Annotated in this window: 13 protein-coding genes; 1 reads left to right on the top strand and 12 read right to left on the bottom strand. The window is 51.0% G+C overall.

The features are described from left to right. Positions 1 to 47: 47 nt before the first annotated feature. From ASF12_RS18890 to ASF12_RS18905, 4 genes are all read right to left on the bottom strand, one after another. The gene (locus tag ASF12_RS18890) at positions 48 to 965 is read right to left on the bottom strand and encodes an FAD binding domain-containing protein (RefSeq protein WP_056037940.1); all 918 of its coding nucleotides are present in this window, start codon (positions 963 to 965) and stop codon (positions 48 to 50) included. After that, positions 952 to 1,605 carry a nucleotidyltransferase family protein gene (locus tag ASF12_RS35775; protein ID WP_235533227.1) on the bottom strand — a complete coding sequence of 218 codons (654 nt, stop codon included), beginning with the start codon at positions 1,603 to 1,605 and terminating at the stop codon, positions 952 to 954. Before ASF12_RS35775 ends, ASF12_RS18890 begins: the two co-directional genes overlap by 14 nt. Continuing rightward, on the bottom strand, positions 1,487 to 2,608 hold the full coding sequence (locus ASF12_RS18900; protein WP_235533228.1) for an XdhC family protein: 1,122 nt from the start codon (positions 2,606 to 2,608) through the stop codon (positions 1,487 to 1,489). The genes ASF12_RS35775 and ASF12_RS18900 overlap by 119 nt, the downstream gene beginning before the upstream one ends. 71 nt (positions 2,609 to 2,679) lie before the next feature. Further along, positions 2,680 to 4,005 carry a 5'-deoxyadenosine deaminase gene (locus ASF12_RS18905; RefSeq protein ID WP_056037947.1) on the bottom strand — a complete coding sequence of 442 codons (1,326 nt, stop codon included), beginning with the start codon at positions 4,003 to 4,005 and terminating at the stop codon, positions 2,680 to 2,682. 380 nt (positions 4,006 to 4,385) lie between these two features. Between ASF12_RS18905 and ASF12_RS18910 the strand changes: the two genes are divergently transcribed. After that, entirely contained in the window at positions 4,386 to 5,450 is a 1,065-nt protein-coding gene (locus ASF12_RS18910; RefSeq protein WP_235533216.1) for an NAD(P)/FAD-dependent oxidoreductase, read from the top strand. 196 nt (positions 5,451 to 5,646) lie between these two features. Here the strand turns inward: ASF12_RS18910 and ASF12_RS18915 are convergent, their stop codons facing one another. The 8 genes from ASF12_RS18915 to ASF12_RS18950 all read right to left on the bottom strand — a co-directional run bounded on the left by ASF12_RS18915 (position 5,647) and on the right by ASF12_RS18950 (position 15,039). Beyond that, positions 5,647 to 7,620, bottom strand: coding sequence for a copper amine oxidase N-terminal domain-containing protein (locus ASF12_RS18915; RefSeq protein ID WP_056037950.1), 1,974 nt, complete (start codon positions 7,618 to 7,620; stop codon positions 5,647 to 5,649). 110 nt (positions 7,621 to 7,730) lie between these two features. Then, the gene (locus ASF12_RS18920; protein ID WP_056037954.1) at positions 7,731 to 9,140 is read right to left on the bottom strand and encodes an MDR family MFS transporter; all 1,410 of its coding nucleotides are present in this window, start codon (positions 9,138 to 9,140) and stop codon (positions 7,731 to 7,733) included. Between the two features lie 39 nt (positions 9,141 to 9,179). After that, positions 9,180 to 9,428 carry a hypothetical protein gene (locus ASF12_RS18925; RefSeq protein ID WP_056037956.1) on the bottom strand — a complete coding sequence of 83 codons (249 nt, stop codon included), beginning with the start codon at positions 9,426 to 9,428 and terminating at the stop codon, positions 9,180 to 9,182. Between the two features lie 223 nt (positions 9,429 to 9,651). Next, a complete protein-coding gene (locus ASF12_RS18930) occupies positions 9,652 to 11,055 on the bottom strand; it encodes a cobyrinate a,c-diamide synthase (protein ID WP_056037959.1) in 1,404 nt (467 codons plus the stop codon). A 157-nt stretch (positions 11,056 to 11,212) separates the two neighbouring features. Continuing rightward, entirely contained in the window at positions 11,213 to 12,346 is a 1,134-nt protein-coding gene (locus ASF12_RS18935) for a cobalt-precorrin 5A hydrolase (protein ID WP_056037960.1), read from the bottom strand. Beyond that, entirely contained in the window at positions 12,343 to 13,122 is a 780-nt protein-coding gene (gene cobM, locus ASF12_RS18940; protein WP_046233158.1) for a precorrin-4 C(11)-methyltransferase, read from the bottom strand. Before cobM ends, ASF12_RS18935 begins: the two co-directional genes overlap by 4 nt. Next, the gene (gene cobI, locus ASF12_RS18945; protein ID WP_046233157.1) at positions 13,119 to 13,829 is read right to left on the bottom strand and encodes a precorrin-2 C(20)-methyltransferase; all 711 of its coding nucleotides are present in this window, start codon (positions 13,827 to 13,829) and stop codon (positions 13,119 to 13,121) included. The genes cobM and cobI overlap by 4 nt, the downstream gene beginning before the upstream one ends. Next, complete coding sequence (locus tag ASF12_RS18950) at positions 13,822 to 15,039, bottom strand: bifunctional cobalt-precorrin-7 (C(5))-methyltransferase/cobalt-precorrin-6B (C(15))-methyltransferase (protein WP_056039030.1); 1,218 nt, start codon at positions 15,037 to 15,039, stop codon at positions 13,822 to 13,824. Before ASF12_RS18950 ends, cobI begins: the two co-directional genes overlap by 8 nt. Positions 15,040 to 15,079: the final 40 nt, after the last annotated feature.

Consider the following 15,079-nt stretch of genomic DNA (forward strand, 5'->3'; position numbering starts at 1 on the left):
TATCACCACTCCCCTATGAACGATAAGCTTGCTTGCTTATTTAATTATCATTTGAACTGCATGGCTTTCCACAGCTCTGACACAATCAGATTGGCAGCGGTTTTCTGGCGATAGCTTGCCGAAGCGAACACATCGCCTACCGGATGAAAATGTTCCAAGACCGACGTATAACAAGTCTGGAGCAGCGAATGGTCAAGCTTGCCGCCCTTCAGCAATCGCTCTGTATGCTCAAGCCGCTTTGGCATCGTCTGCCCGCCCCCAACCGCAAGGCGCAAATCAACGATATGCCGCTCGGCACTTACAACGGCGCTTATCGCAACAGTTGCTATCGATGGCGTGAATACTTCGCGGCGGCCAACCTTGTGATAAACATCCAGCCTGTATTGCCCCTCCTGTTCCGATAGATCGACTGGCGGCAAAATAATGGCGAGCAGCAAACGATTTTTCCATGCGTGATTGGCCTGCGCTTCCAACAGCCATTCTGCAAGCGGCTGCTCAAACGCTCCTTGCCCATCGTGCCAGAGGAGCATGGCCTCATATACGATTAACGCTGGAAGTGCGTCGCCTACGCGGGACAGCACATTGCCGCCTAGCGTAGCCAGGTTCCGAATCGATGGGGCAGCGATATTTTTCATCGCAGTTGCCAGCAGTGAATAATGAGTGCGTATATGAGAGTCATTTCTGACCTCTGACAGCAGCGCCGCCGCTCCGATCTGACAAATTTGCCGATCATGACTGCTGGAAGCAAGCGTAATCGGCTTTTGCATGCTGGAAATACCGCTAATATCGATCAAATGACCAGGCATACGGGCAGTTCCCGCTTCCCACCACGTACGAAGCAGCGTACCGCCAGCAACGAAAACGCCTTCCGCGCCAAGCTGCTGTTTAAGCGTGCAAGCTTCCGCAGCATTACTTGGCTGCCATACGACGGGAGACTCCGGCTTCGTTTGTTTATCCATGGCCATCGCTCTCCCTCCTGTTCCAAAAACCAATAGCAGCCTGCAAGCTGTCCTCATCATCTATATCATGAAGCGCAAAATCTTGTTCCCCGTTTAAATCTAGTACTGCCCCTTTATACTTGCCTGTGGAGGCAAACAGCCGTCTTGCGCCTTGGTCACCCTCAAGCTCCTCCAGAGCGGAAAACATCGTTGCTCGCAGCAGCGCCGGAGGCATCGTTGCCGATCCATCGCTGTATGCCGCATAATCAAGCGTGGAATTGTGCTCCAGCGCCTCAACCAAGCGCACTGCCATCCTTGCCGTCACAAAAGGCTGGTCAGCTAACGCAATCAGGACGGCATCCGTATGTGGATATAGAGTAAGCAGCGCTTCAAGACCACTGCGCAGCGAGCGGGACATTCCCCGCGCCGAAAGCGGGCATTCTTGCTTGTGCAGCTGTGCTGCGCGGCAAGCCCGCTCCAGTTCAGGAGTGTCCAGCCATTCCAGTTCGTCGTTGCTTCGGTGAACGACGATCCAGCTTTTAATGGCACTATTTAATAGAGCATGAAGCGCCTGGCTGCCAAGCATTGCTCCCGGCGATAAAGGGAGCCTCAGCTTCGGCTGCTTCATCCGGGTGCTGAGGCCAGCCGCCAAATAAATGCCTGACACCTTCATCGCGAATCGCCTCCCTACTTTTCGCACGATACGCTGCCCGTACCTGTATAAGCTCGGAAACGATGCTTAAGGCAATTTCGTATGGTCCCTCTGCCTGTATCGAAAGTCCGATCGGTGCATAAACATTTTCAGGGAGCGTCCCTTCGCCAAATAACTGCTTGATCCGCTTACGCGAGCCCATAACGCCGATGTATATCGGCTGTGCTTCCAATGCCAGCTGAATCAGTTGATAATCGTAGTGGAGCTGATGGCTGCATACGATGAAAAAGTCATTTCTATTAAATTGCAGCTTGGAGGCAAGCTCCTCAGGCTTTCCAGTTACTCTCGCCACGCTAAACCAGCTATTATCCTCACTTTCCGGGCTTATCTGTGTACGCCAATCCGCCACAACCACATGAAATCCGCAGCCTGGAAGCATCGTGCAAAGCGCCTTCGCATCTGGTCCTGCCCCAAACACAATCGCCCGTGGTCGCGGCTCCAGCTTCGTCGAAAATGTCCCCGCCTCTTCTATAAGATCAGCTCCAGCTTGCCAGCTATTGCGAGATTCGCTTGCCGCTGAGGCAGGCCCTAATCTATAAACGATGCCCGTGCAATTGCCATTGCCAGCCTTCGGCCAGCTTCTATTCACAACAACCGCTTCTCCTGCCCGAAGCCTCTCTCTTGCTTGAAGCAGCTGATCTCTGAGTGCTGTCGTTACAGGCTCCAGCAGCACATGGATAATGCCGCCACATCCGATCGTATCGCCCCACATGATGTCCTCTTCCGGCTGCATATTATAGATAATGATTTCAAAAGCTTCGGCAGAGCACACGCGGCTAACCCGCTCCTGTAGATCTGCCTCCAGGCAGCCTGGGCTGATACTGCCCGTCTTCGTTCTATCCAGCCTCAGCAGCATGGCTGCCCCTTCCTTGCGGTAAGCATGGCCCTCTACTCGTATAATCGTTGCAAGCGCGGCCGGCTGCTCAAGCTTCACAATTGAATCCAGCACTTCGTGCATATCCACAAGCAGCCACCGCCTCTTTTTTAAAACGTTATGATGAAATGAAGTTCTGGCCTACAGCCTAAATGCTACAGCCTTGCCAGCAGTCCCTTAAGCGAACGGTCTGCTTCCCGCAGCACAAGCGGCTTGTCAATCGTCTTCATTATGCGTTTCTCCATGACGATTTGTCCGTCAATAATGACGGTATCCACGTCGCCGCGGGTTGCTGCATAAACAACACGCGAGAACCAGTCTGCATCATAGGACGGATACACATGAAAGTCTTCCAAATCAAGCATTTGCAAATCCGCTAGCTTGCCTTCCTCTAAGCTGCCAATATCCTCTTCCATGCCAAGCACCTTTGCCCCGCCCATCGTAGCCATCCGCAGCACCGTGCGCGCATCCATGACCGTTGGGCCATGCTTCACCTTCTGAATAAAAGCGGTCAGCCGCATTTCCTGATACATATCCAAATTGTTGTTGCATGCTGCGCCATCTGCCCCGATGCCAATATCGATGCCTTCGCGCAGCAGCTCGGGAATTTCCGCAATGCCCGATGCCAGCTTCATGTTGGAGCCGGGGCAATGGGTAACTTTAACGCCTCGCTCCTTAATAATCCGCTTCTCTTCCTCATCGAGCCAAATACTGTGGGCCAAAATCAAATTCGGCCTTGCCAGCCCGATATGATCCAAATAAACGACGTTGCGCTTGCCGCGTTCCGCTTCTACAATCGCGATTTCTCCCGTATTTTCGGAAGCATGGGTATGCACCTTGACCTTATATTGCTCGGATAAATCGCGTACCCCAATGAGCAGCTCCTCTGTACAAGACACAACGAACCTTGGGCAAAAAGCATATTGGATGCGGCCGTCGCCAGCGCCATTCCATTTCTCAAGCAAGTCGACGCTTTGCTGCAGCGATTGCTCTGTATTTTCCTGAAGCGCCAGCGGCACTTCCGTGCCATGGTCCATCATCACCTTGCCAGAAATGGCGCGAATGCCGCTCTCTAATATCGCCTGGAAAGCCGACTCGGTATGATGCACCGTCTCCATATCCAAAATCGTCGTCGTCCCGCTGCGGATCAGCTCGCCTATGCCCAGCATCGCGGAATAATAAACCGAATCGGGGCTGTGAGCTGCCTCTAGCGGCCAAATCCGCTCACGCAGCCATTCAATTAAAGCCAAATCATCTGCACGCCCGCGAAATAACGTCTGGCATAGATGTATATGTGTTTGTACGAAGCCCGGCAACACAACTTTGCCATCAGCCTCAATGATCCGATCTACTCCATCCGCCGCGATCTCCCCGCCAATCTGAGCAATACGCTTGCCGCGAATGAGCAAATCACCCGTAAAAATATCGCCACGTTCATTCATCGTCATTATCGTTGCGTTGCGAATAAGTATAGTTGTCATTGAATTGCCCTCTTTCAAGTTTGAGTCATGTTTTATAACATAATAAAGCACCAAACCCGATTTATCAATAGTATATGTAATTAAACTTAACATGTTGTCGTGGGTGAATGCCTGAAATACACTAAATACACCGCTTTCAAAGTAAAATATGACATGAGCAAGCTTCTATCGTTCCAAATTCCCCTTACAATTAACTGAAAAACACGCGCTATCGTTCGCCTTTTCAAGTATAATCAGCAATCGCCACTCCATCGCCTTCCATGCGAGCCTATTGAAATAAACAGATTGATCCCCTATTATGTAACGTTCTGCCGCATAGTTCTCTCGATTCTTTATGTCTACTATAATTAACTGAAATACAATGCTTATGTTAAAATAGGATGAAAAAGGGGGCGTCACTGCTGGAAAAACAAAAAGTAGTAATTATAGGAGCAGGAATAGTCGGAGCCTGTATGGCCTATCAACTAGCAAAACGAAATCAGGATGTAACCGTTATTGAACGACACACTACCGCAGCTCGTGAAGTTACAGAAAAATCATTTGCCTGGATACATACAACACATAGGGTGGCTCCGCAGTACAGACATTTGTATGACAGTGCTTCAGAAGAATACCTTGCATTACAGCAAGAGCTATCCGAATTACAAATTCAATGGCATGGAGCATTAACGTGGGGCGATTCGAGCCTAAATGAACAAATCCACCTTCAAAAATTAAACCGAGAGCAGATTGAGGCATTGGAACCGAATCTGAAGGAGTATCCGAACGATGCGATGTTTGCCAATGATGAAGGAGCAGTAGATCCGATCGGATTAACGGAACTATTGTTAAGAAAAGCACAGGAATACGGAGCAAAGGTACAGTTTGATACCAACGTTACACAACTGCAGCAAGAAAATTCACGCTTAATAGGCGTACATACATCCAAGGGGTTTATGGAGTCTGATATTGTGGTATTGGCTGCGGGTACAGGCGTATTCGAACTTTGCAATCCGTTAGGTTTCCCCATACCAGTAACGCCGTCACCTTCCATTCTGATTCGGATGAAGACCTCGAGTAGATTAATACACACACTAATCTCGAATGCGCAGTTTGAAGCGCGTCAGCTAACCGATCATTCATTGCTAGCTGCGGAAGATTATATCGATGATTCGGAGGAAAATGGGCCCGAGGCCGTGGGCAAACGTGCCTTCGAGACGCTGCGTCGCAGCCTGAAGGGTGGGGAGCAATTGGAGCTGGAAAGCATCAAAGTTGGGTTGAGACCAATGCCAGAGGACGGCTATCCGATTGTAGGCTTTCATAATCAGATGAAGGGACTTTATGTGACGGTGATGCATTCTGCCATTACTCTGGCTCCGCTAATTGCGCGTCTAGCTGCAACTGAAATAATCAATCGAGAATCAAGATGCGAACTAGAGTCTTGTCGTATTTCCCGATTTAAGTAGTAGGGTTGTAAAATTGCCAACTTATATTCATTTATGAATTCAACATCAAGACTCATTACCCAAAATCGACGAGCTATCATAAATGTTCAGATGCTGCCTAATGTTCGGAAATTCCTAATCGCAATAAAAAAAGCATCTTTGTGTTCAAATTTGTGAACACAAAGATGCTTTTGCTTGAATTTGCTTGCTGCATTCGCTAGCTTTTCTTCTCTGGCATTGGCATAAACAGCAAATTGATTGGCAAGTTGCTGCCGGATGCCGGCGAGAATACAATCGTTACCGCTTCTGATGAGCTGCCCGTCCGGTACAGAACACCCGCCTCACCATTGTTCGCTAGGAAGGAATTATTCGTCGTCAGAACAACATTGTTGTTAACGAGGAAGGCACCGCCGTAATGTCCGCCACGCGGGTTCAAGGCAATGAGCGTATTAGGCTGAACATTGAACAGCTTCACGACGTATACGACGCCATAATTTCCTTCATTGTAAATCGTTGCACCTGTATGCTTATCGATCGTTGTAAGGCGTGTATCCACTACTTTATCGCCAAATACCATACGGCCTGGCTGTGCGCCTACTGGCTGGGTCAGGTTGATCGTACGATCAGCCTTTTCGAATGTGCCGCGAATGTGAATGCCATCCGGTTCCAAGTATGGCAGCAGTGGAAGCTCGGACAGAACATCCTTGCCGTCATCAATAATGACGTAGCTGAATTTGATTGGACCTGAGGTCGAAACATCCGCCATCATCGTCAATACGCGGTCCGGCGAAATTTTCAAATCGCTGAGCTGCTTCAAAATAAGACGGCTCTCGCCCGCTGGAATCGTTGTAATATCGTTCATGACCGGATTCATGCGCGAGGTCAAATATTTGCTAATGGAAGATTTGCCTGTTGCCGATACATACAGCGCAGGACCGCCAATACCGACGCGCTGTGTCTGAACCGTCGCTTCCTGATTGGTCTCGTTCGTAGCAACGATGTACATGCGCACATTGTTTAAACGGTTGTTTACATTATGTGACATCAAGCGAACGTTGCCTGAAGCCGAATCCGTATAATACACGCCTTCATTGACAATTCGCTCTGGACTGTTGCTGCGAAGCAGAGTCTGCTGTCCATACTCTGTCAATGAATAAGGAATGACATCATAATTCAGAACGGAAGATCCATTAATCGAGAAGCGCTCTCCCGGTGGCGTAAATAACATGCCAAAATCCTGCTTGGAATATAGCTCCTGATCTTCAATCATAATGGAGAGCGAATATTCATTGCTTGCCCCATGCTTGTCCGTTACTTTCAAGGAAATGGTCTGCGGGCCCGGCTCGAAAAAGCCTTGCTCCTTATTCGTCCAGCTGGTGCTCGTAATCGCATTTTCTTCGTCGCTGCTGAGGTCGGTATATTCAATTGGCTCGCCCATCAAGTAGCTCGTTTTGTTAGTGACGAACTTCGCTACTGGAGGCAAATTCGGTTGAAGCACTTCAAGCGTTACCGAATATGGTTCACTCCAGACGCCATCCGAATCTTGAACCCAATGAGTTACCGTATACATGCCCGGCTGGTCAAACATCGACAAATTGCCTTCCCAGCGCTCGTCCACAATGGGAGTGCTGCTGCTCGCCTGGTTCGTATAAATCACCTGTGTTTCATTTGCATAAATGACTTTAGGACTTACTGTAAATGTTGCGACTGGCGCAATCTTGAACGTCCAAGCCAGCGTAATTTTTTTCTCCGCCTTGTTCACCTTCATCGTGATGCCCTGCGGCTGCAGCAGCGTACGAAGCGGAATCATCAGCGTTCCCTTCAAGTTATAAGGAGCTCCAGTAAACGGCTGTACCGCTCCATTCACATTGTAGGAGGATTTGCCAATGGCATAACGAAGCACGTTTTTTTCTGTCGTCAGCACATACTCCTTGGCTACCTTGTCGTATACGATTTTGCCGCCGAGCCGCTCTGCGAGCGAGCGCGCCGAAACGTACGTCGTGCCTTTCAGCTCGGTTACCGGCTGCGTAGCTGTATACAGCGTGCCATTGTGATACATTTTATTCGACTTTTGAAGCAGAACGAGCTGCTCTTGACCTAGGACATTTTGCGCTGCTTCCGCCTGAATCGGCACAGCCAAGGTAAAGACAAAAAGGAATACGAGTGCAAATAAGCTGACTTTTTTAAGCATGTGAATCTCCTTTTCCAAAATAAATTGCGATTTCTCTACATATCCGCCAAAAGTTTGGACGCAATATAATCTGAAAAGTTGCACTCCGCCTATTATTTATGACAAATATTTTAAGAAGCGTGCTTCGTTTCCTGTCGTTCTGCAGAAGAAATACGTGGTAATGCTAGCGATACTGCACCGACGACGAGGGACAAAACGACCACAATCGTAAAGATCTGGTGCAAGCTTTCCTCCAGCAATAGCGGATCAATAATATTCGTGCTGCCAGTGTGCAGCAGCAGGCCGAATAAAGCGATTCCGATTGTCTGGCCGAGCGTGCGTATAAAGTTATTCGTTGCAACCGAGGCACCGCGCATTTGCCGCTCTACAGCGGATGACACGGATATCGTACAACTGGTTAGCGCAAGCCCAAAGCTTAAGCCCGTTAAAAACATATACAGCATAAACCAAGCAATCGGCGTCGTGGCATTCAGGAACATAAAGCCCAAACTTCCCAATAAGAGGGAAAATGCGCTGATTAGCGTTATGTTTCTAAGCCCAATTCGCGAAATCCATGTGCCTGCGAGAATCGAGCCGAGCGGCCAGCTGACCGAAAGCGGAATCATCGCCAAACCGGAATAGGTAGCGCTTTTTCCATATACGCCTTGCAGCCAGAGCGGCAAATAAAAAATAATAACGACATTGACGACGCATAGCAAAAAGCTGAGCAAATTCACCATGCTGATGGTGCGGTTTTTGAACAAAACAAGCGGTATCAGCGGCTCCTGCACACGCTTCTCAATGTAGAAGAATAGCGTCATCAGCACCGCAGCCCCTGCAAAAAGCAGCCCGATCTCCGTATAGCTGGCACCCTGCTCGCCCGTCTCTGAACGCAGCAGTGTCAAGGCATAGAGAAAACAGAACATCCCTACCGCAAACGTGCCAATTCCGCCATAATCAATCGATCGCTTCCGCTTCTCATAGGCTTCCTTCAAAGTAGAGCCCAGCAGAAACATCGCCACAATGCCAAATGGCAAATTCATATAAAATATCGCCCGCCACGAGACAAAATCGACTAGCAGCCCGCCCAGCAAAGGACCCGATATACCAGCTATTCCCCAAATGCTCGACATCCAGCCCTGCACCTTCGCTCGCTGCTCATAAGCATATAAATCACCGATGATCGTATAAGGAATCGTCGTGAGCGCACCAGCTCCCAGCCCTTGAATCGCGCGAAAAATAATAAGCTGCGTCATCGTCTGCGCAAGGCCCGACAGCATTGAGCCGCATAAAAAAATTGCAGCCCCGATCATAAACATATTTTTGCGGCCGAATAAGTCTGACAGCTTGCCGTAAATCGGCGTCGTGACGACCGTAGCTAGCAAATAAATCGAAATAACCCAGCTATACTGCTGGGTTCCTTGCAGCTCTCGCGTTATGCTCGGCATAGCCGTACTGACGATCGTCCCTTCGATCGCTGCCAGAAAGGTCGCAACGAACAGCGCGATAGTAATGCTGCGTGTATTGCCTGTTTTGATCATAGTCGCTCTGCTTCCTTCCCTTAACAACAAACACGCCCCTTATGAAGTTTTCATAAAGGAGCGCATCTGTGATTGATTTAAATAAGCATTGCTTGCGATCCGAAAAATATACCGATCCCTGGCTGAATCAGACGTTTTCCAAAACTGCTCGTCTGCAAACAGGCGCATGAGCAGCCATTCCGCCGCTTTCGCCGCCTGCTGTTCGTCCTGTAATAGCTTTAGGCATATCGTGTAGCATATAGACTCGCTTTGTCTTAAACGATTTATTTTATATTGAAAATCCATCATAGTAATTGGACATCCCCCGGTTATATGTTTAGGTCACTCATCGTTACTATGATAGCGGAAACAATACGTTTAAAAGTTACGAAATGTTTAAGATGGCCAAGCGTAAACGGCTGTCGCCGTCCTCTGGAGGCAAAGCTTCCGTTTCGCGTAGAAATATAGAGAAAGGATGGAACAAGCATATCCTTTCCTATATTTCCAAAAAGCGTAAGCGCTTCAGCGCAAATTATGCTTTACGGGCAGCATAGGCCATACATGCAGCAATCCAGCGCTCTGCCATCAGCGGATTTGAGGCAAAATGAAAGTGCGTATAGCCTGCGACCAGCTGCGCGAGCTGCGCCCCTTCCTGCTTCACGCCGCGTCTGCCCTTTGTCTCGTAGGCCGGCTCCAGTCCTTCACTATCGGTACTGGGCACATAAACCGAATAATGAAATTCATGTCCACGCGCCTCGTCGCCTTCCGGCAGCAGAAAATTAGCGCCCAGCCCCTTTGCCTCCCGATAGCCTAACGCGGCAAGCTTGCCTTGCATGACTACGCTTCCTGGCAGCACGCCAGCCATCGCATAGCTATTGCCGCTCGTATCGGTAAGCTGCTCCGTTAAATACATATAACCGCCGCATTCGGCAAGCGTTGGCATGCCGCCAGCAATAGCGTCCTGCACCGACTGATGAACGTGCTGCTGCTGCGCCAGCTGCTCGGCAAATTCCTCTGGAAAGCCTCCGCCAATATACAAGCCCGACACTTCATCCGGCACAGCTTCCCCTGCAAGCGGCGAGAAGTATACAAGCTCGGCACCATACGCCTCCAGCAGCTCAAGATTATCCGGATAATAAAAATGAAACGCCGCGTCCTTGGCAACCGCCATTCGCACGCTGCCCTCGGGATTTCTCCTCTCGAATAAGGAAGTACCCGCTGCTGCTCCACGAATGACCGGCGCTTCTGCTAGCGCAAGCACGTGTTCAAGATCAACCGACGCTTCGCACATCGCCGCCAGCTGGTCAAATAACGGCGACAGCTCGCCCCGCTCAATCGAAGGGACTAAGCCCAGATGACGCTCAGGTATATGAAGCTCGCTGCTGCGCTTGAAATAACCGACGACTGGAATGCCGCACTCCTGCTCGATGGCCGCTTTCACAATCTCATAATGGCTGTCGCTGCCCACCTTGTTCACAATGACGCCGACGATGCGCACATGGTCATCCAGCGCCTGAAAGCCCTTCACAATGGCTGCCGCACTGCGAGCCATGCTTTGGCAGTTGACGACCAGCAGCACGGGACAGTCCAGCAGCACGGCAAGCTCAGCGGTGCTGCCTTCGTTCGAAAGCGGATTTTTGCCATCATATAAGCCCATCACACCTTCAATGATTGAAATATCCGCCGTGCTCGCAGCACGCGAATATATTTCCTTCACCGTAGCGGGCGGACACATCCAGCTGTCCAGATTGCGTGACTGCCGTCCTGTCGCCGCCGTATGATAGGTCGGATCAATGTAATCGGGCCCGCTCTTGAAGCCTTGTACCGCTAGTCCTTTGCGCGCTAAAGCAGCCATCAGCCCGACGGTAGTCGTCGTTTTGCCAACTCCGCTGCCCGTTCCGGCAATAATGATTCTTTTTTGCGTTGCTATCGTCATAACGTGTGAATTCCTTTCTTTAAGGACTTGTGGCAAGGTGAAACGGCTGTCGCCGTCCTCTATCTAGCGGCACAGCGCGTTTCATTCGAGAAATATAGAGAAAGGATCGAGCAATCATATACTTTCCTATATTTTAAAAAAAGCAGTGCTGCACGGCTTATGCGAATGGAATAAGCCCAATTGAAATCGTGACATTGCCGGATTTTTGCTTGCCCAGCAGCAGCTCATTGTTTTTCGTATAACGCTTTACCGCAGGCTCGCTTACTCCGTAAGCTCCAGTAAATTTAAATACCGTTTCGGAGGGCTCGCTGATTTCCTCTTCGTTCAGCTCCGCAGGCGTATACGTCACCAGCGGCCAGCCGTATTTGGCGCATACCGCAAGCAGACCTTCTTCATCCTTTTTGAGATCAATGGTGCAAATCGCCTTGACGCTCCGAATCGAAGCCCGAATGCCTTCCAAAGCAGAAACGATAACCGCCTCGATTTCCTCTGCTGGCGTTCCCCGATTGCAGCCCACGCCAAGCGCCAGCACCTTCGGACGATAAAGCACGCCGTTATCCAGCAGCTTCTGCTCATCTGCCTCCAACAGGCGGTGCGTGACTATGAGCGCCGCATTAGGCGCGGCCGCCTCCGCTGCGGCAATGGAGTCGTAAATAACTAGATTAGGAGGCATCGGTGTATCATGCATCCACCAGTTCCGCTCGCCTGACTCCTGCACAATGGCAACGGGCTCTTCATTGACGACAGCAGCGCTGACAGGTGTCAGCTTTGCATCGCTTTCCCACTCCCAGCCAAAGCGCCGCCCGAACAAATCGACTGGCAGCGTACGCTGTACATCCGATGCCGTCGTCAGCACTGGACGCGCGCCAATAGCTGCTGCCGTCTCCCGCGTCAGCTCATTCGCTCCGCCGAGATGGCCGGACAGCACGCTGATGACATGCTCCCCCTTATCATCAATAACGACGATGCCGGGGTCCTTCTTCTTGTCCTGCAGCAATGGAGCAATCATTCGCACAACTGCGCCAAGCGATATGATACAAATAATTCCTTTATATTTCGGAAACAATGCAGGAAACAGCATGCGCACCGAGCCATTAAACAGCTGAATGCCGCGGCTTTGTTCATCGCCTGCTTCGAATTTGCCCATATAATACAAGTCGACTGCGCCCATATTTTCCAGCAGCCGTCTGCCTGTCTGCACGCCATGCTTCGTAATCGCAACTACCGCATATTCGTGCTTCTGGCGAATTTCCGGGATGACGCCTTCTTCCAGCTGAATGATCGCGCTCATTCCGGCTTCACTCCTCTGCGGAAGCGGTGCGTGAACGTTTTGTCATACAGCTTCGAACGGTGCGCGTCCTTGTTGTGCAGCTCCGGATCAAGCGCCCAGCCGGCCAAAATCATCGCATGCGCACGAATGCCATGCTCGCGCATCGCATTGTCAAGCTCCGCAAGCGTTGTGCGGATAATTAATTGATCCGGCCAGCTCGCCCGGCGAACGACAGCGATTGGCGTCTCGTCTTCCCAGCCGGCATCTTTAAATTCCTGCACCACTTTGCGCGTCAGCGTAGCGCTGAGGAAGAGCGCAATCGTACAGCGATGCGCTGCCAAATCCTTCAGCTTCTCCAGCTCAGGCACAGGCGTCCGTCCTTCTGCCCGTGTCAAAATGACCGTTTGCGTCAGGTCAGGTATCGTCAGCTCAGCCCCAACCGCAGCAGCGGCAGCGAATACCGAGCTAACGCCCGGCACGATTTCACAATGGATGCCTTCGCGTTTAAGCAGCACCATCTGCTCCAAAATGGCCCCATACATCGCTGGGTCGCCAGTATGGATGCGTGCTACGCTTTTTCCCTGCTTTACCCGGTCTACGATGATGCCAACCATTTCGTCCAAATCCATGCCGGCGCTTTTCAGCACCTCGGCTTCGGGCTTGGCTTTCGCAATCAGCTCTTCATTAACAAGCGAATCGGTATACATAACGACATCTGCCGCTTGCAGCAGCTTGAGGCCTTTTACTGTAATGAGATCGGGATCGCCGGGACCCGCTCCAATAATATGTACGATCATTTTCTCACCACCATTAATGTCAAGTATTCAAGCTCGCGCCCTTGCAGCTCTTCGACATCCATCCATACCTGCTCCTCGGATGATGTAACCTTCGTCAACACATAAGCGTTCTTAACCAGCTTCAGGTCGCGCAATACGGTCAGCATCAAGTCCAGCACTTTCGCCACTTTAATGAATACGACGCAGTCATGGCGCTCAATTGCCGTACGCATCGCTTCATAGCTTGGCGTTGCCGGAACAATCGCCACATGCTCATCGCCGTCGGCAAGCGGAATGCCAAGGCGGGAAGCCGACGCATTAAACGAAGAAATGCCGGGAATCGCCTGCATTTCCACTTCTGGGTGGCGCTCGCGCATAAGCCGCATCAGGTGGATATAGGTGCTGTAGATCATCGGATCACCTTCCGTAACGAACGCCACATCGCGGCCTTCGCTAATCGGCTGCCATACCTGCTGCACCGTCTTCTCCCACTGGCGCTCCAGCGATTCGCGATCCTTCGTCATCGGAAAGGTCAGTCCGAGCATTTCCTTCTCCGCTGCATTTACATACAGTTCAGCTATCGTCAGCGCGTAGCTTTTGGCGCCCATCTTTTTACGCGGGTACGCGATAACCGGGCATTCCTTCATAAGCCGAAAAGCTTTAACCGTAATCAGCTCCGGGTCCCCTGGTCCAATTCCAATTCCATATAATTTGCCGAGCTTAGTCATTGCTGCTTTCCTCCTCGGTGAGTGTCTCTGGCTGCTTCCAAGCCGTAATTAGAAAAATCGGATTAAGCGCATCAAAACGCGTCAAATCGAGTATCGGTTTGCTGCGCGACAGCTGCGCCAGCGTAATATCGGTTTTAAAGCCTTCATCCTCAAAAGCGCTCATCGCTTTGCCCATCGTCTCAATCGTTGCCGCATTCACGACGATGCGTCCGCCTTCCTTGAGCCGCGTGCAGCAAATATGCAGCAGCTCGCGCAGCTCGCCGCCGCTGCCGCCGATAAATACAGCATCGGGATCAGCGAATGTGTCCAGACCAACAGGCGCGCGTCCCAGCCGCGTCGTCAGGTCGGTTCTGAATTTCCGGGCATTCTCCACACAATTGGCAAGATCGCCTTCGTTCTTCTCTATGGCATATACATCGCCTTGGCGGGCAATCCGTGCAGCCTCAATCGCCATGGAGCCTGTGCACGTTCCAATATCCCAAACCGTGCTCGTCTCCCTGAGCTGCATAGCCGCAAGGCTAAGCACGCGGATTTCACGTTTGGTAATTAGCCCTTTGTCCGGCTTCCGCTGGGCAAATTCGCTATCGGCAATACCTAGCGGCCACGAAGGGCTCGGCCCTACACGCTTCAAAATCAATACATTCAGCGGAGAAAATTCCGCCTCCGCAAGCTCGCCCAGCTCATACCACCCCGTGCGCTCATCCGCTCCACCTAAATTTTCAGCCAAAAAAGCTTTATATTCAGTCATGCCAAAGTCGAGCAAGTAGCGGGCAATAACGCTGGGGTTGTTCTTATCGTCGGTCAGCAGCGCAATCTTCGCTTTGCCGTCGATACGCTGCGCCAGCCCCTTGATGCTCTTGCCGTGAACGCTTGTCAGCAGCGCATCATGCCAGCTTTCGCCCATTCGCGCAAATGCAAGCTGCACTGAGCTGTGCGCCGGATAAATGTCCAGCTCCACCTTGCCGGCCAAATAACCGCCAATGCCATAAAACAACGGATCGCCGGAAGCGAGAATGACCGTCCGTCTGCTCTCCGCCTGCAGCTGCTTTGCCAGGTCAGCCAGGCCGCCTTTAATGACCATTTTCTCGCCCGCATATTGTGGAAAAAAGGCTAAATGGCGCTCGCCGCCAACTAGTACTTCACTCTCTTGAATCCAGCCTTCATAAAGCGACGGCAAGCCTGCCGCTCCGTCATCGCCAATGCCGATCATTTTGATTTTGTTCCCCAAGCTCTATCTCCCCCGATCCTTT

This window comes from Paenibacillus sp. Leaf72 (assembly GCF_001422685.1).
GTDB lineage: Bacteria > Bacillota > Bacilli > Paenibacillales > Paenibacillaceae > Pristimantibacillus.